This is a genomic window from Ruegeria sp. CDSA033 (assembly GCF_059612305.1).
Window position 1 is genome coordinate 443253 of record NZ_JBXWQI010000001.1, and the last position, 16192, is coordinate 459444.

At 58.3% G+C, this 16192-nt stretch carries 15 protein-coding genes; 8 read left to right on the forward strand and 7 right to left on the reverse strand.

The features are described 5' to 3' along the window. Nucleotide 1 precedes the first annotated feature (1 nt). The 5 genes from AC2FLA_RS02215 to AC2FLA_RS02235 all read right to left on the reverse strand — a co-directional run bounded on the left by AC2FLA_RS02215 (nucleotide 2) and on the right by AC2FLA_RS02235 (nucleotide 5989). Entirely contained in the window at nucleotides 2-562 is a 561-nt protein-coding gene (locus tag AC2FLA_RS02215) for a sarcosine oxidase subunit gamma (RefSeq protein WP_496720149.1), read from the reverse strand. Continuing rightward, on the reverse strand, nucleotides 555-3500 hold the full coding sequence (locus tag AC2FLA_RS02220; protein ID WP_496720151.1) for a sarcosine oxidase subunit alpha family protein: 2946 nt from the start codon (nucleotides 3498-3500) through the stop codon (nucleotides 555-557). The genes AC2FLA_RS02215 and AC2FLA_RS02220 overlap by 8 nt, the downstream gene beginning before the upstream one ends. Then, complete coding sequence (locus tag AC2FLA_RS02225) at nucleotides 3497-3784, reverse strand: sarcosine oxidase subunit delta (protein ID WP_496720153.1); 288 nt, start codon at nucleotides 3782-3784, stop codon at nucleotides 3497-3499. Before AC2FLA_RS02225 ends, AC2FLA_RS02220 begins: the two co-directional genes overlap by 4 nt. A gap of 13 nt (nucleotides 3785-3797) precedes the next feature. Continuing rightward, nucleotides 3798-5048, reverse strand: a complete 1251-nt coding sequence (locus AC2FLA_RS02230; protein WP_496720155.1) for a sarcosine oxidase subunit beta family protein — start codon at nucleotides 5046-5048, stop codon at nucleotides 3798-3800. 77 nt (nucleotides 5049-5125) lie between these two features. Beyond that, nucleotides 5126-5989: a LysR family transcriptional regulator gene (locus AC2FLA_RS02235; RefSeq protein WP_496720157.1), complete on the reverse strand. Its 864-nt coding sequence runs from the start codon at nucleotides 5987-5989 to the stop codon at nucleotides 5126-5128. Nucleotides 5990-6096: 107 nt separating this feature from the next. On the opposite strand from AC2FLA_RS02235, the gene AC2FLA_RS02240 reads away from it, so the two are divergent. Genes AC2FLA_RS02240 through AC2FLA_RS02265 form a run of 6 tightly spaced genes read left to right on the forward strand, consistent with a single transcriptional unit; the run spans nucleotide 6097 to nucleotide 11795 of the window. Then, a complete protein-coding gene (locus tag AC2FLA_RS02240) occupies nucleotides 6097-6696 on the forward strand; it encodes an amino acid synthesis family protein (RefSeq protein WP_496720159.1) in 600 nt (199 codons plus the stop codon). Beyond that, entirely contained in the window at nucleotides 6668-7447 is a 780-nt protein-coding gene (locus AC2FLA_RS02245; RefSeq protein ID WP_496720161.1) for an alpha/beta fold hydrolase, read from the forward strand. Before AC2FLA_RS02240 ends, AC2FLA_RS02245 begins: the two co-directional genes overlap by 29 nt. Then, the gene (locus tag AC2FLA_RS02250) at nucleotides 7444-8364 is read left to right on the forward strand and encodes a flavin reductase family protein (RefSeq protein ID WP_496720164.1); all 921 of its coding nucleotides are present in this window, start codon (nucleotides 7444-7446) and stop codon (nucleotides 8362-8364) included. Before AC2FLA_RS02245 ends, AC2FLA_RS02250 begins: the two co-directional genes overlap by 4 nt. Continuing rightward, nucleotides 8364-9398: an LLM class flavin-dependent oxidoreductase gene (locus AC2FLA_RS02255; protein WP_496720166.1), complete on the forward strand. Its 1035-nt coding sequence runs from the start codon at nucleotides 8364-8366 to the stop codon at nucleotides 9396-9398. Before AC2FLA_RS02250 ends, AC2FLA_RS02255 begins: the two co-directional genes overlap by 1 nt. Before the next feature lie 8 nt (nucleotides 9399-9406). Next, complete coding sequence (locus AC2FLA_RS02260; protein ID WP_496720168.1) at nucleotides 9407-10885, forward strand: aldehyde dehydrogenase; 1479 nt, start codon at nucleotides 9407-9409, stop codon at nucleotides 10883-10885. A 43-nt stretch (nucleotides 10886-10928) separates the two neighbouring features. Then, on the forward strand, nucleotides 10929-11795 hold the full coding sequence (locus tag AC2FLA_RS02265) for an urea carboxylase-associated family protein (RefSeq protein WP_496720170.1): 867 nt from the start codon (nucleotides 10929-10931) through the stop codon (nucleotides 11793-11795). Here the strand turns inward: AC2FLA_RS02265 and argE are convergent. Together argE and AC2FLA_RS02275 are read right to left on the reverse strand one after the other, a co-directional pair. Next, nucleotides 11792-12931 (reverse strand): acetylornithine deacetylase, encoded by a 1140-nt coding sequence (gene argE, locus AC2FLA_RS02270; protein WP_496720172.1) that lies wholly within the window; start codon nucleotides 12929-12931, stop codon nucleotides 11792-11794. The two genes, AC2FLA_RS02265 and argE, sit on opposite strands and share 4 nt — an antisense overlap. 14 nt (nucleotides 12932-12945) lie before the next feature. Beyond that, on the reverse strand, nucleotides 12946-14130 hold the full coding sequence (locus tag AC2FLA_RS02275; RefSeq protein ID WP_496720174.1) for a M24 family metallopeptidase: 1185 nt from the start codon (nucleotides 14128-14130) through the stop codon (nucleotides 12946-12948). A gap of 195 nt (nucleotides 14131-14325) precedes the next feature. On the opposite strand from AC2FLA_RS02275, the gene AC2FLA_RS02280 reads away from it, so the two are divergent. Then, complete coding sequence (locus AC2FLA_RS02280) at nucleotides 14326-15471, forward strand: M24 family metallopeptidase (RefSeq protein WP_496720176.1); 1146 nt, start codon at nucleotides 14326-14328, stop codon at nucleotides 15469-15471. Next, nucleotides 15468-16175 (forward strand): maleate cis-trans isomerase family protein, encoded by a 708-nt coding sequence (locus AC2FLA_RS02285; RefSeq protein WP_496720178.1) that lies wholly within the window; start codon nucleotides 15468-15470, stop codon nucleotides 16173-16175. The genes AC2FLA_RS02280 and AC2FLA_RS02285 overlap by 4 nt, the downstream gene beginning before the upstream one ends. Nucleotides 16176-16192: the final 17 nt, after the last annotated feature.

Below are 16192 nucleotides of genomic sequence, written 5' to 3' on the forward strand. Positions count from 1 at the left end.
CTTACAACGCCGACCGCATTGCAGTGACGATGGCATGATGCAACGACCCGGCGGATGAGCGGGGGCCATAAATGCTGAACGCTTCATCTGACCGACAGAGAACAAAGCAGCCAACGTGGTGAATTGAGCAACGGGCGACGCTGCCCGCGTCCATTTTACGGAGATCCAGCATGCACAACAGCTCCAGCACTGCTGGTATTTGACCCCCATTCAGGTCGAACCGTGTCCAACCGTCGGTCTGTTCTGTCACCGACGCGGTATCGCCCAAAGCGGACTTCACTTGATCAGTAAGCTCTTCGTGCGTGTCAAAAGGCGCCTCGATCATCCACTGATCCGGACCGGCCCAAAAGGCAGTGACAGTGTCACCGGCATGTTGGCCGATGCCAGGTGCAGGGGCACCGATCAGTTTTGCCAGGGCTTTGCTGGCTTTGGATTCCTGTCCCATCCGCGCGGCGACGGATGCCAGCGCGGCGCCCGGAACTTCCCGGCACGTAACCCCGCCAACAGTGTCGACCTGCGGTTCGGACCCGCCCAATGCGGTTATTGCAACTAGATCATGCACGCAGACGCTCTCCTTCGGGGTCAACGAAATGGGCCGATACGATTTCGACCTCGACGGTCAGATCGGTCAATGGGGACACGAGGCGCATTTTCTCGCCCATCCGGTTTGCGCCATCCTTCAAAAGACCCAGCCCGATATTGCTGTTCAGAATAGGCGAATACGCAGCCGAAGTGACATAGCCCTGATCGTGCGCGGCATCCACCGGGCCGGTCGTGTTCATCAAATGGCCACCAGCGGTGACTTTCTCTTCGGGCGATACCGGTTTGATCCCGACCAGCCGCAGGACATCCGGTTCTACCAAGGCCTCTCGTTCGGACAGGGTCGATCCGATGCTGTCTTTCTTTTTCGACACCATCTTACCCAATCCAAGATTCAATGCCGTTGTGGTGCCGTTCAGCTCGTTGCCGGCCGCGTGGCCCTTTTCGATCCGCATGACGCCCAGCGCTTCGGTGCCGTAAGGGACAACCTCAAATTCTTCACCCTCGGTCATCAGACGCCGCATCAGCGCATCGCCATAGCGTGAGGGTACCGCGATTTCGAACGCCAACTCTCCCGAGAATGATATCCGGAACAGCCGCGCGCGCAACCCGCCGCAGACCGTAATGTTGCCACAGCCCATGAACGGAAATGCCTCGTTTGAAATGTCGAATTCAGGGTCGACGATCTTTTGCAGCAGCTTGCGCGAATTGGGACCAGCGACAGCATATTGCGCCCAGGATTCGGTGGTCGAGATCAGCTGCACATCCATATCCGGGAACAGGCATTGGCGCACAAATTCCATGTGACGATAGACATTTACCGCGTTGGCCGTGGTCGTTGTGACGACAAAATGATCCTCGGCCAGACGCGCGGCTGTGCCATCATCCATCACCATGCCGTCTTCGCGAAGCATCAGGCCATAGCGGGTTTTTCCCACGGGAAGCTTGGCGAAACCGTTCGCGTAGACGCGGTTCAGGAAATCAGCCGCGTCCGCGCCCTGCACGTCGATTTTTCCAAGTGTCGTACAGTCGCACACCCCGACGGACGCGCGGGTCTGGCGCACTTCACGGTCCACTGATTCACGCCAATGAGTCTCACCCGGAAGGGGGAACCATTGCGCGCGCAGCCAGTTGCCGACCTCGACAAACACAGCGCCCCGTTCCTTGGCCCAATAATGCGAGGGCGTCAGGCGCGTGGGGTGGAATTCTTGTCCCTTCATCCGACCGGCGAAAGTGCTGATCGGAACAGGCGTGTAGGGCGGGCGGAAAATGGTTGTTCCTGTTTCGGGGATCGTCTTTCCGGCCACCTCGGCCATGATCGCCAATGCGCTGATGTTCGAGGTCTTGCCCTGATCAGTCGCCATGCCAAGGGTGGTATAGCGTTTCAGGTGTTCAACTGACCGGAACCCTTCCTGATAGCTGAGTTTGACGTCCTTGACGGTCACGTCATTTTGCTGGTCCAGCCATGCGCGTTTGCAGCCTTCGACATACCAGAACGGTTTCTGCGCGATTGGTGTATCCTCGGCCTCTGGCAGGTCGGGCCGAGCATCGCTCAACTCCAGCGCTGCAGCAGCAGCTTCGGCACCGGATTGCAATGCGCCATGGGTGGACATCACCCCGTTCGCCGCACCCGCCACCGATAGCCCGACAGGCAGATTTGAGCCGGGCACAAAGGCGGCCAGGTCGTTGTTCCAGACTGGACGCCCGCGCTGATGGCAGGTCAGGTGCACATTCGGGTTCCACCCCCCCGAAACGCCCAGCGCGCCGCATTCCAGCGTGCGGGTCGAGCCGTCGGGCAGGGCAACTTCGACAAAGGTCAGACCAAGGCGTCCCTTGGTATTCACAACCTGCGCGCCGCTCAGGACTTCGTAATCGTAGTTGACCGGAGCATCCTCACGCACGTCGACAACGGCGCAAATGTGAACGCCCTTGGCATACAGATCGGCGGCGGTGCGGTGGCCGTCGTCGTTGTTGGTAAAGATCGCCACGCGCTGAGACGCTGTGGCCGCGAACCGATTGGCATAGGTTCGTAAGGCACTGGCCATCATGATGCCGGGGCGGTCGTTGTTTTCGAACGCGATGGGGCGTTCAGTCGACCCCGCACACAGCAATGCCTTTTTGGTAAAAATGCGCCAGAGGATCTGGCGTGGCTTACCGGCGGGCAGGGTGGCCACGTGATCTCCGGTGCGTTCAACAGCGCCGTAGATGCCGTGGTCGAAGGCGCCGATGACAGTGGTTCTGGCCATCAGCCGGACGTTGGGCATACTTGACAGTTCGGCGACAGCCTGCGCGGCCCAGTCGCTAGCGCTTTGATCGCCAACCGAGAATGTCTCGCTGTTCAGACGTCCGCCGAACCGAAAATCCTCATCAGCCAGAATAACGTCCGCACCCGCGCGTCCTGCGGTCAGGGCTGCCATCAAGCCCGATGGGCCTGCGCCAATGATCAGCAGGTCACAGTGGCGGAACCCTTTGTCATATTCGTCGGGGTCAGCCTCCATCGACAATGAGCCAAGGCCGGCAGCGCGACGGATGATCGGCTCATAAACTTTTTCCCAAAAAGCAGCCGGCCACATGAAGGTCTTGTAGTAAAACCCGGCGGACAGGAAATTCGAGAACAGGTCGTTTACGCCAAGCGCATCGAATTTCAGGCTGGGCCACCGGTTCTGCGATTGCGCCTCAAGCCCGTCAAACATCTCGGTCGTTGTGGCCCGTGTGTTGGGTTCCTGCCGGTTGCCGGAGCGCAGCTCGACAATGCCATTCGGTTCCTCGGATCCGGCAGTCAGCAGGCCGCGCGGGCGGTGATACTTGAACGAGCGTCCGATCAACCGCACGTCATTGGCCAGCAAAGCCGAGGCCAGCGTATCGCCGGGATGGGCGGTATAGTTGCGGTTGTCGAACCGGAAGTTCACTGTGGTGTTGCGGTCGATTTGGCCACCGCTCAGTCTGTTGGATTGCGTCATTTGGATCGCCCCCGCGCGCGGGCCACATCGCGGGCCAGTTCTACCTTGGAAATCTCATGAGTGGTGGTGTCGCGGGTAACGACCAGCCAAGACCGGTCGCCAGCCTCATGATACCACAGTTCTTGATGCTCGCCTGCGGGATTGTCGCGCAGATAGCCGTATTCATAGAACGCGTCCGCCGCGTTTTCGGCCTGCCAGTCCGGGCGGTTAATCAGTGACGCGTCGCCCAGATAGGTGAATTCAGATGCGTCGCGCGGGCCCAGAAGGGGATGGTTGATAATCATTCTCGTGCTCCCCTCAGTGCAGGTTGGGCTGGTTGCCCACGCCCTTTTCGTCGATCATCCGGCCCGTGCGGAACCGGTCGAAGCGATAGGCCGTAGCGGTAGAGTGCGGTTCGTCCTTCGCCAACAGATGCGCAAAACAGTAACCGGACGCCGGGGTCGCCTTGAACCCGCCGTAACACCATCCGCCGTTGAAATAGAGCCCCTCAACCGGTGTGCGGTCGATGAAGGGCGAGCCATCCATCGACATGTCCATAACACCGCCCCACATACGCAGCAGACGGGCGCGTCCGATCATCGGCATCAACGAGACGCCGCCTTCGCAGACATCCTCGACCACCGGCAGATTCCCGCGTTGCGCATAGGTGTTGTAACCGTCGATGTCGCCGCCAAAGACCAGCCCGCCTTTGTCGGACTGGCTGACATAGAAATGTCCGGCCCCATAGGTGATGACGCCGGGCAGAACCGGCTTTAGACCCTCGGACACAAAGGCCTGCAACACGTGGCTTTCGATCGGTAGGCGCATGCCTGCCATGCTCATCACCCGGCCCGAGTTACCGGCAACAGCGCACCCGACTTTGTTAGCCCCGATAAAGCCCTTTGAGGTCTCGACGCCCAGGCATTTGCCGTTCTCGATACGCAGACCAGTGACTTCGCAATTCTGGATGATGTCGACACCGTGGCTGTCCGCGGACCGGGCAAAGCCCCAGGCCACCGCATCATGGCGCGCGGTGCCGCCCCGCCGCTGGGCCAGACCGCCTTTGATCGGGAAACGCGCGTCGTCGAAATTCAGATAGGGGTGTTCTTTGCGTACCTGATCGGCATCCAGCAATTCTGCATCTGCACCGTGCAGGATCATCGCATTGCCGCGCCGCGTATAAGCGTCGCGCTGACCATCCGTGTGGAACAAGTTGAGTATTCCGCGCTGGCTCATCATGGCGTTGTAGTTCAGGTCTTGTTCAAGCCCTTCCCACAGTTTCATCGAGAATTCATAGAACGGCTCATTCCCGTCCAGCATGTAGTTCGAGCGAACGATCGTCGTGTTCCGCCCGACATTGCCTCCGCCGATCCAGCCCTTTTCTACAACCGCGACATTTCGATGACCGTAGACCTTGGACAGATAATGGGCAGTTGCCAGCCCATGACCACCACCGCCTATGACGATAATGTCGTAATGAGCTTTGGGTTCGGGGTCACGCCAGACCGGTTTCCACCCTTTGTGGCCGGTAAGCGCCTCTTTGATGACTCGAAAGCCTGAATATCGCATGAATCGGACCTTTTTTGCCAGAATTCACTATTTTCCTGCTCAGTGATATCCTCAGATGCGACATTGGTGTGTCTGAATCAGACCCTTTGGTGTGCCGAGCCGGGAACCAATTGTGAAAACCATGATACAAAGGCGTCAACCTCGGGTGATGCGCGCTGCACGGCCAGAAAGTACCCTTCGGCCGCCGGGGCGGTCTCATCGAAGGCACGCGCGACCTGTCCGATCTGCAGAGCGTGATCGGCGATAAGTGCATTCACCAAGGCCACGCCGTTCCCGGAAGCCGCCAATTGCAAGGCGAGCCCGTATGAATCGACATAATAAGCCGGGGTATGGATTTTATGACCGGTGACTTCCGCCCAAGTAGACCAGTTGTCCGACGTTCCCACGGCCTCGATCAACGGCAAGTCCTGAAAAGCGCCAACCAAGCCGGGTGCTTTTATCGCGATCAGGTCATTCGGCTGTAACGGTTTTGCATCCCGTCCGACCTGTTTTTCCGACCCGAACCGGATTTCGACATCGGCGCGCAGGGCCGAGTATTCATCGGGCCAGATCGTGCTGACAAAGCGGATGGACGTATCTGGGTTTTGCTCACGGAACCGCGGAAGAGCCGGAGAGATTAACCATTCGATGATACTGATCGACGCCGCAATAGTGACGTGCTTGGCCCGTTCCTCTGCCAAATACGGAGAGGCGGCGGATTGCAGCAATTGCAGTGCGGCTTCGACTTGCGGCAGCAGCTTTCGCCCTTCATCCGTCAATGAAAGACCACGCGGATGCCGATGAAACAGGACGACGCCAAGCCGGGATTCCAGCGACCTGATTTGCTGGCTTACGGCGGATTGGGTCAATCCGATTTCATCCGCCGCAGCGGTTGAGCTCAGCCTTCGGGCCGCAGCCTCGAACGACCTGAACCATGTAAGGGGTGGTAGTGTTTTGGGCATGTGCAACCGACCTAGTAGCTTTGTTAATACCTAAGACCCAACTTCTTTCGTTTGTCAAAGTGCCGGCCAATCAAAGATATTTCTCGTACTCAAGATTGGGGGATAACGTGCAGCCGGAAATTCGTAAAATAGTGACCTTCGACGAAGTAGTTCTGATCGAAGGATATCGCAAAGCCGAACGGCCGTGGCGCATGTTCGCCGTGGCAGCGGTTGTTACCAACCCTTGGGCTGGACGTTTCGTCGAAGATCTACGGCCGGAAATTTTGGCCTATGGCCCAATCCTGGGTCAAGAACTGACCGACAGGATGATCGCGCTGGCCGGAAGCGGTGAGGCGATTGAGGCTTATGGCAAGGCCGCGGTTGTGGGGCTGGACGGAGAGGTCGAGCATGCCTCGGGCCTGATCCACACGTTACATTTCGGGAACATCTTCCGGCAGGCGGTTGACGCCAAATCCTATCTTTCATTTACCAACACCCGGGGTCCGGCGAACACACCGATCATGGTGCCGCTAATGGACAAGAATGATGCCGGCCGTCGGTCACACTATCTGACGCTGCAATTCGCCATCCCCGACGCGCCGCGCGCAGATGAGATCGTCGTGGTTTTGGGCGGAGCAACCTCGGGCCGTCCGCATCATCGTATCGGCGACCGTTATCAGGACTTGAAGGATCTGGGCCATGACGTGGACAACCCGGCCTCGGTCTGACGTCGGCGGGCTCGCCGCGATAGACGAAGGTGAAGGCCCGCTTGTGGTTCTGCTCCATGGCGTTGGCTTGCGGGCCGAAGCCTGGGGCGCGCAAATCGATGCGTTGTCTGCCGCCGGGTATCGTGTTCTGTGTCCGGATATGCCTGGGCACGGAGAAACCCCGTTCCAAGGTGCTATTGGGCTGGATGGATACGCCAACCCGATCGCGGCCCGATTGACCGAGCCTGCCGTTCTGATTGGGCATTCCATGGGGGCGTTGATTGCTTTGGACATTGCGGCATCGGGGCATGATCAGGTGAGAGGCATTGCCGCGTTGAACGCAATTTACCGCCGAACCCCCGAAGCGTGTGCGGCTGTCACGGCCCGCGCGGCGGCACTGGATGCTGCGGCTATGAACGATCCTACCGTGACCTTGCAGCGTTGGTTCGGCGATCAGGTTTCAGAAGAAGGCGAAGCCTGTTCGCGTTGGCTGAAAGATGTCCACCCGGGCGCATACAAAGCGGCCTATACCATCTTCGCCGAAAGCGATGGCCCGACTGACGCACAACTGGGGCAAATCAATTGCCCGGCACTGTTTATGACGGGCGGGGATGAGCCAAATTCCACACCCGGCATGTCGCAGGGCATGGCGCAGCAAGTGACAAATGGCCGGGTAAAGATAATCCCAAATGCTGCCCACATGATGCCCATGACGCACCCGGTTGACGTTAACGCCAAATTGCTTGAGTTCGTTCGGAGGTGCCTGCCATGACCGAGATTGACACCCGCGCCCTGCGTGATGCATTTGGCAACTTCATGACCGGTGTAACGGTTGTGACGACCCGCGACACCTCTGGAAACCCGGTCGGGTTCACGGCGAATTCCTTCACGTCCGTGTCGCTTGATCCGCCTTTGCTGTTGGTCTGCCCCGGCAAGTTTCTGTCCAGCCACGATACCTTTGCCGGATGCTCGCATTTTGCGGTGAATGTTCTGGCAGATGGGCAGCAGGGCGTCTCGAATACCTTCGCAAGTTTCAAGGGCGACCGATTTGGTCGGGTGGCGCATCGCGACGGAGCCAATGGCTTGCCGCTGATCGACGGAGCGCTGGCGCAGTTCAGTTGTGAAACGCATCAGGCGCTGCCCGCAGGCGACCACACGGTTCTGATTGGTCGTGTCACAGAGTTCAACCATATCGGTGGAAACGGTCTGGGTTATGTGAACGGGTCGTATTTCAGTCTTGGACTTGAGCGTGAGATGGACGCGCAGGTTCCGACAATCTGCGGTGCGATTGTTGCGGCAAATGGCAAAGTTATTCTGGAACGCTACGAAGGCGCATTTCGCCCGGTTCAAATCGCCGGTGCGGAACCCGGGGGGCAACGCAACAGGCTGGCACAGGGCCTTTCCGATCGGGGCATTCAGGCGCAGATCGAACAGGTCTATTCTTCGTTCAACGATGCCGAAACGAACCTGCACTACACGTTCTTTCTGGCGTCTTGCGTTCAGAACATCCCGGTGGAAAATGCCGAATGGGTAGATATCGGCGATCTGGCTGATCTGACTTACGCCAGCAATAGCTTGCACCACATGATGACCCGCTACGCCCTTGAAGCCCGCGAAGGCGTTTTCGGGCTGTATCTCGGTGACGCCGAACGCGGCGAAATTCACAGTTTCGGTAAAGGAGCCATTTGATGGAGTTTTCACTGTTTGCCCACGTGGAACGTCTGACCCCGGATCAGCCTCACGATGTTCTGTATGATGAATTCGTGAGCCTGGTGAAGATGGCTGATGACGGGGGCATGCGGGCAGTTTGGACAGGTGAACATCATGGGATGGAGTTCACCATTGCCCCCAACCCGTTTCTGTCGCTGGTCGATCTGGCGCATCACACGCGCAATGTGCGGTTGGGCACCGGAACGGTAATTGCGCCGTTCTGGCATCCGATCAAACTGGCAGGTGAGGCCGCCGCAGCGGATCAGATGACGAAAGGGCGTATCGAGTTGGGGATCGCGCGCGGTGCGTATTCCTATGAATACGAACGTCTGATGCCGGGAATGGACGCTTGGGAGGCGGGGCAGCGCATGCGCGAGTCCACCCCGCTGTTGCCTCAGATCTGGAAGGGCGATTGTGCCCATGAAGGCGAGTTCTATGAGTTTCCGGCGGCAACTTCGGCACCGAAGCCATATCAGGAGGACGGCCCGCCAATCTGGATCGCAGCGCGGGATCCTAACAGCCACGAATTCGGCGTTCACAACGGATTCAACATTCAGGTCACCCCGCTGTGGCAGGGCATGGAAGAGATCGAGACCCTGATGGGGCGGTTCAACGTTGCCTGTGACAGCTACGCGGGGCCGCGCCCCAAGATCATGCTGTTGCACCACACCTATGTCGGCAAAGATGACGAGGATGTTGCGCAGGGCGTGCAAAATCTGCGCCGTTACTACAATTACTTTGGTGCATGGTTCATGAACAAACGGCCGGTTGAACAGGGCTTGATCAAGCCGATTACCGAGGCCGAGATGGATGCGAACCCGATGTATACCAAAGAAAAATTGGGCCGTGATCTGACAGTTGGGACCGCGCAACAGGTGATCGACAGGATCAAGCGCTATGAAGATCTGGGTTATGACGAGTTTTCGTTCTGGGTCGACAGCGGCATGACCAACGAACGCAAGCGCGCCTCTTTGGCGCGATTCATCGACGACGTGATGCCGGCATTTCAGTGAGGACCACCATGGGAAACTTACCGCATTTTCAGTTGTTCATTGACGGCGCCTGGACCGAAGGATCAGCCTCGCAGGTGATGACGTCACAGAACCCGGCCACTGGTCAGGGGTGGGCCACATTCGCGTGCGCTTCGCCCCATGATGTTGAGCGCGCCATCGCCGCTGCCAAACGGGTTTTGGATGACCCGGAATGGCGGGATATGACACAGACCCAGCGGGGTAAGCTGCTGTATCGCCTTGCCGATCTGGTGGCGAAAAACGCCACGCTTCTGGGTGAGTTGGAGACGACCGACAGCGGAAAGCTGTTGGCGGAAACCTCGGCGCAAACCGGATATGTGGCCGACTACTATCGTTACTATGCGGGTCTGGCAGACAAGGTCGAAGGCACGGTCCTGCCCATCGACAAGCCGGACATGCATGTCTTTACCTCACGAGAACCGATTGGCGTCGTGGCCGCGATCGTGCCGTGGAATGCGCAGATGTTCCTGACCGCGACCAAGCTGGGCCCGGCGTTGGCTGCCGGGTGTTCCGTGGTGCTGAAAGCATCGGAAATCGCGCCCGCACCCATGCTGGAATTCGCCAAGCTGATTGAACAGGCCGGGTTCCCGCCCGGTGTTGTGTCGGTCATCACCGGTGACGCCGAAAACTGCGCGATCCCACTGACCCGCCACCCGGATGTCGACCGAATTGCCTTTACGGGTGGGCCTGAAACTGCCCGCCATGTGGTACGAAACTCGGCTGAGAACTTTGCGGTTACGTCATTGGAGTTGGGTGGCAAATCCCCGATCCTCGTGTTTGAGGACGCCGATTTGGACGGTGCAGCAAACGGCCTGATCGCAGGCAATTTCGGCGCATCCGGTCAGAGTTGCGTGGCGGGAACGCGCGGACTGGTGCATCGGTCAATCCTTGGGCCCTTGGTCGAGCGGATCGCTGAAAAGGCCAGCGCCATCCGGTTGGGTGATCCTTTGCAGCCGGAAACGCATGTTGGTCCGTTGTGTACCGCGGCGCAGGTGCAAAAAATTGAAGACACACTGGGCAAGGCACAAGGGCAGGGCGCGACGATTCACTTCGGGGGAAAAGCTGCCGACCGTCCCGGAAATTACATGAACCCCACCTTGGTAGAATGCGCGTCCCCCGAAACCGAAACGTTGAAAATCGAATTGTTCGGGCCGGTGATGTCCTTGCTGCCATTCGATACCGAAGAAGAGGCTATCGCGTTGGCAAACAGCACCCCTTACGGGTTGGGGTCGGGCGTGTTCACGCAGAACCTAGCGCGCGCGCACCGTGTGTCGAAGCGGATCAGGGCGGGTATCTGCTGGGTGAACACCTATCGCGCGATCTCACCCATTGCGCCGTTCGGCGGGTTCAATCAATCGGGCTATGGCCGCGAGGCCGGCGTTGAGGCGATACTGGATTACACCAGAACCAAGACAACCTGGATCAGTACCGCGCAAGAGCCGATGGCGAACCCCTTCATTATGCGCTAAGGATTCGGAAAGGCAGGGATTTCTGCAGGGAAGTGAGGGGCGCATGAAACTGACAAAACCAAACTTCCCATCACCGGCCGATGCCGCCGACCGCAAGGCCATTGCCCCAGTAATTTGCTATCCGCCAGACGCGTTGCAGCAGCCTGATCTGATTGGTTTGGGCAAATTGCGTAAGGGTGCAGTAAAGGTGGCCGAGGCCACCGCGGCGCCACGTGACGCGGCATGCATCGATGTTCCGGCTGGCGCTTTCGTCAGGGTGGTTTCGGTCGATGGCCCTCAGGTCGGTGACCTGAACATGTGGAACAAGCATGACATAACCGAGCGGTTCTATTCCGGCAAAACCCGCGCGCTGCACGGCACGCACCTGTCTACCGGCGACCGGATGTGGTCGAGCTTTCCCAACATGCGTCCGATGGCAACCATCGTTGCCGACACGCTGGATTGGTACGGGTTCGATACCTATGGCGGCTCGGTCCATGATGTGATCGGCACGCGGTGTGATCCGTATACCGGGCGTTTGCTTTCGGGTGATGACTATCACTATTGCTGTCATTCGAACCTGACCCGCGCGCTGGCCGGCCATTGCGACCTGCCGCTGCATGAGGCCGAAATGCTGGTGCATGACGTGCTGAACGTGTTCATGTGCACCGGGTTTACCCGCGATACCGGCCAGTATTTTATGAAGGCCAGCCCGGTGCGACCCGGCGATTATCTCGAGTTCTATGCCGAGATTGACCTGATCGTCGGCCTGTCTGCTTGCCCCGGCGGGGATTGTTCGTCAGAGCATTCGTCGGACGCGGCAGCCTGCCATCCGCTGTTGATGGAAGTCTACGATCCCGGTAAGGAAGCACGTACGGCGCATATCCAACCGGATCGATCAAAATACGACCGCACGCACGGAACCGGTTAACGGGTCAGGCGCTGACCCAGTCGGGTCAGCATTCTGCAGCACAGGTCCAGCTGTTCGATTTCAAGGAACTCGTCTGCCTTGTGGGCCTGTGCGATTGAACCCGGCCCGCAGACAATTGCGTGAACGCCCAGTTTCTGGAACAGCCCGGCCTCGGTCGCAAAGGCGACAACGCCACTGCCATTCGCGCCGGTCAGTTCGGCCACCAGATCACGGGCCGCGTTTTCTTCCATGGGCTCAAGGCCTTCGACCTCGGCTACGGCCTCTTGCGTGATGTTCGAGTCGCTGTGGACCGCTTGCATCTCCGGTAACAAGGAATTCTCCACGTAGTCTGCAAGGGTCTTTTTGACGAGGTCGGCATCACTTGCCTGCACGGGTCGCATCTCCCACAAAACCTCAGCCTTGCTAGCTATGACGTTATGGGCAACGCCCCCAGAGATTTGGCCGATATTGACCGTCGTCCAAGGCGGCTCGAACCGGCTGTCGGCGGGTGCGAGGGACTTGAGGATATGGCGCAACTCCAGCAGTTTGCCGATATAGCGCGCGGCATATTCCGCAGCATTCACCCCGTCATCGGGGGCAGAGCTGTGTCCCTCTAGACCCGAGAAGCGGGTGGTATATTCAAAGCAGCCCTTATGACCCTCAACCACGCGCATCTCCGTCGGCTCGCCGATGATGGCAATGTCGGGGATGATGCCGCGTTCAGACAGGTCGTCGACCAGGGTTTGCGCACCAAGGCAGCCGACTTCCTCGTCGTAAGTAAAGGCAAAGTGCAGCGGCTGGGTCAGCTTTCCGATATCCAGCGTTTCGCCGAAAGCCACCGCCGCTGCGATGAAGCCCTTCATGTCGCATGTGCCGCGACCGTAGAGCTTGCCGTCTGTCTCGGCCATCTGGAACGGATCGGTTGTCCATTCCTGATCGGCCACCGGCACCACATCCGTATGGCCGGACAGAAGGATTCCGCCGGGTTGATCAGGCCCCATAGTGGCAAACACATTGGCCTTTGCCCCGGTCTTGTCCCGCGTAACGATACACCGCGCACCCAACGCCTCGAGCCGTTCGGTCAGATAGCTGATCATTTCCAGATTCGAGTCCGCAGACACTGTCTCAAAAGCGATCAGGTCGGCTAGTATTTCCATGGTTTTGGGTAAAGTCATGGCTTCACAAACAGCTTTCTGGGGCGGTTGCAGAAACACTCGGCAGGTCCGGAGTCCGTGATGAGGATCGGCTCAGTGATCTCCAACCCCCAATCATCCATCCAGAGGCCGGGCATGAAGTGAAAGGTCATGCCGGGTTCCAATACGGTGTCATCCTCGGGGCGGAGAGAGATCGTGCGTTCGCCCCAATCGGGTGGATAGCTGAGGCCAATCGGATACCCGCATCGCGCGCCGCGCTCGATACCCGCCCGTTCCAGCGGGGCAGCCAGAGCCAACGCGATATCACGCGCCTGATTGCCGGCCCGCGCGGCCTCTAGTCCCGCTTCAAGACCTTCTACCAGCGCGGCTTCAGCACGAAGCAAATAGTCGGGTGGCTTACCCAAAAAGACCGAGCGGCAGAAGGGCGCGTGGTAGCGGCGATAGCAGCCCGACAGTTCGAAAAATGTACACTCTCCGGATTTGAACAGCTCACCATCCCAAGTCAGGTGTGGTGCGGCGGCATCCGGGCCGGACGGGAGCAGGGGCACAATGGCCGCGTAATCGCCCCAATCCTCGCCAACTCCGGTGACTGCGTCATGGTAGATTTGCGCGACGAGGTCGTTCTTGCGCATACCCGGTTCGATGCACTCCAATACGCCGTCGGTCACATGCTCGGATATCCGGGCAGCTTTTCGCATTAGCGCAATTTCCTCATCGGATTTCACGGCACGCTGCCAGTTCACCAATGTGTTTGCGTCGACCAGCTCTGCGTCGGGCAACTCCGCCAGCAAAGTCAGGTGTGCTTTGGCTGAATAATAATAATTGTCCAACTCGACACCGATCCGCCCCTTCGCGATACCAGTATCCGCAATCAGCGCTGCCAGATCCTGCATGGGGTGACGCACGGTGGATTGTACGTATTCGTCCGCATAGCCGTGGATCCGGTCATTGGACATCCAAACAGTTTTACGCGCGCCGTTGGCATCCTGATTTCGGCCCCACCAGATCGGGTCGGCATCCTGAAGCACAAGTACCCCTTGATGCACATAGAACGACCAGCCCTCATAGCCCGTCAGCCATGCCATGTTTGAAGGATCTTCGACAAACAAAGCATCCAACCCGGCGGCTGCCATGGCGGCGCGGGTCTTTGCCAATCTGCGGTCGTACTCGGCGCGGCTGAAGGCCGGATCTGAATGGGGCATTTTAGGCTCCTGCCTTGGGCGAGTTTTGTTGACAGAACTTGACGAATGCGATCACGTCAATGGGCATCACGGGAAAGACACCAAATTGAGAATCTCACCTACCCCCCATCGCGGCGGCCAAAAGCTGATCAATGGCACTTGCTTGAGAATTGACGCAGACGCGCAGGTTATCCGCTTTTTCTTTGAGGTCACGGAATGAGGGGGTTTGACACATCTGAGTTCGCAGCACGAACGGAACGCGCGCAAAACAAGATGCAAGCCTCTGGTCTGTCGGCCCTGTTGCTGACGACGGAACCTGAGGTCCGATATTTTACCGGCTACCTGACGCGGTTTTGGGAAAGCCCAACACGGCCCTGGTTTCTGATTGTACCTGCCAGTGGCAAGCCGATTGCGGTGATCCCTTCGATCGGGGCCGCGCTTATGGCCGAGACATGGCTCGACGATATCCGAACCTGGGCTGCGCCGGATCTGGCCGACGATGGCATTAGCCTTTTGGCTGATACACTTCGCGAGGTGACGCCCGACGACGCAAAGATCGGACTACCAGACGGGCATGAAACGCATGTCAGGATGCCGTTGGCAGACCTTCGACGTCTGCAACAGACAGTCGGTCAGCGAGACCTATGCGGCGATGAAGGGATCGTACGCGCGCTGCGGATGGTGAAATCATCAGCGGAGATTGCAAAGATTGAAACGGCATGCGCCATCGCTGGGCGTGCCTTTCAGCGGGTGCCCGAAATCGCCAAAGAAGGCGTGGCGCTGGATGCTGTGTTCCGCGGGTTTCAAATGCTGTGCCTGGACGAGGGGGCCGATTGGGTTCCATACCTCGCGGGCAGTGCGGAACAGGGCGGTTACACTGACGTGATTTCCCCAGCATCTGATACGCTGCTGCAGCATGGTGATGTATTGATGCTGGACACCGGCCTGGTTTGGGACGGGTATTTCAGTGATTACGACCGCAACTGGTCGATAGGGTCCGCGAACGCGCAGGTTAAGTCAGCCTACTGTGCTTTGATTGAAGCATCGGATGCGGCATTTGAGATTGCGCGCCCGGGTGCCACGGCGGCTGACTTGTTTCAGGCGATGAACTCTGTGCTGTCGCGCCACGATGCTGACACTGGGGCCGGGCGCTTGGGGCATGGATTGGGGATGTCTTTGACAGAATGGCCGTCCCTCATACCAACCGACCACACAGTTTTGGAACCAGGCATGGTCTTGACGCTTGAACCGGGCATTGCCGTGGGTGGAAAAATCCTTGTCCACGAAGAAAACATCGTCATAACCGAAGGAGATCCCCGCTTTCTTAGCCCGCGCGCTGGTATGGAGTTGCCCGAGATATGACGCGTTTACCTTATACCGTTGATGCAGATGATCCCGCCACGTCCCCAATGGGCCTGATCGTCTTGCAGACAGACGAGACCCTTGAGCCGGAGTTCAACGCATATTTTTCTGATCGCAGCTGTCCCATTTACGTCTCTAGAATTCCCAGCGGCAAAGAGGTGACGACTGATACTCTGGCGGAAATGAAAACGGCACTGCCTGCCGCTGCTGATTTGTTGCCCAAGACGCGACCATATCGAGTGGTCGGATACGGGTGCACCTCTGCCAGCTCGGTGATCGGCTCGGAACAGGTCGAACAAATGGTTCAAAAAACTTGCGAGGCGGCGATTGTTACAAACCCGTTGCGCGCGGCCTCGGCCTGCGCCCACGAACTTGGTGTAGCAAAGTTCGCACTTTTGTCGCCATATATCGAAGAAGTGAACGATCCCTTACGCAGTGCTTTTGCGCAAAATGGCATCTCGATGGATGTTTTTGGCACCTTCGGGGAAGCCGAGGAAGCCAAGGTTGCCCGGATTTCCCAAGACTCTCTGATCGACGCCGCAGTGAATCTCGGGCGGGACGATTCGGTTGAAGCTGTTTTTCTAAGCTGCACGAATTTAAGAACTTTAGACGTTATCCCGATTGTGCAGGCACGCCTTAAAAAACCAGTATTGTCTAGCAATCAAAGCCTCGCATGGCACATGCGAAAGTTGAATTCCGCCTGAAAACTCGGCTGCTTCCT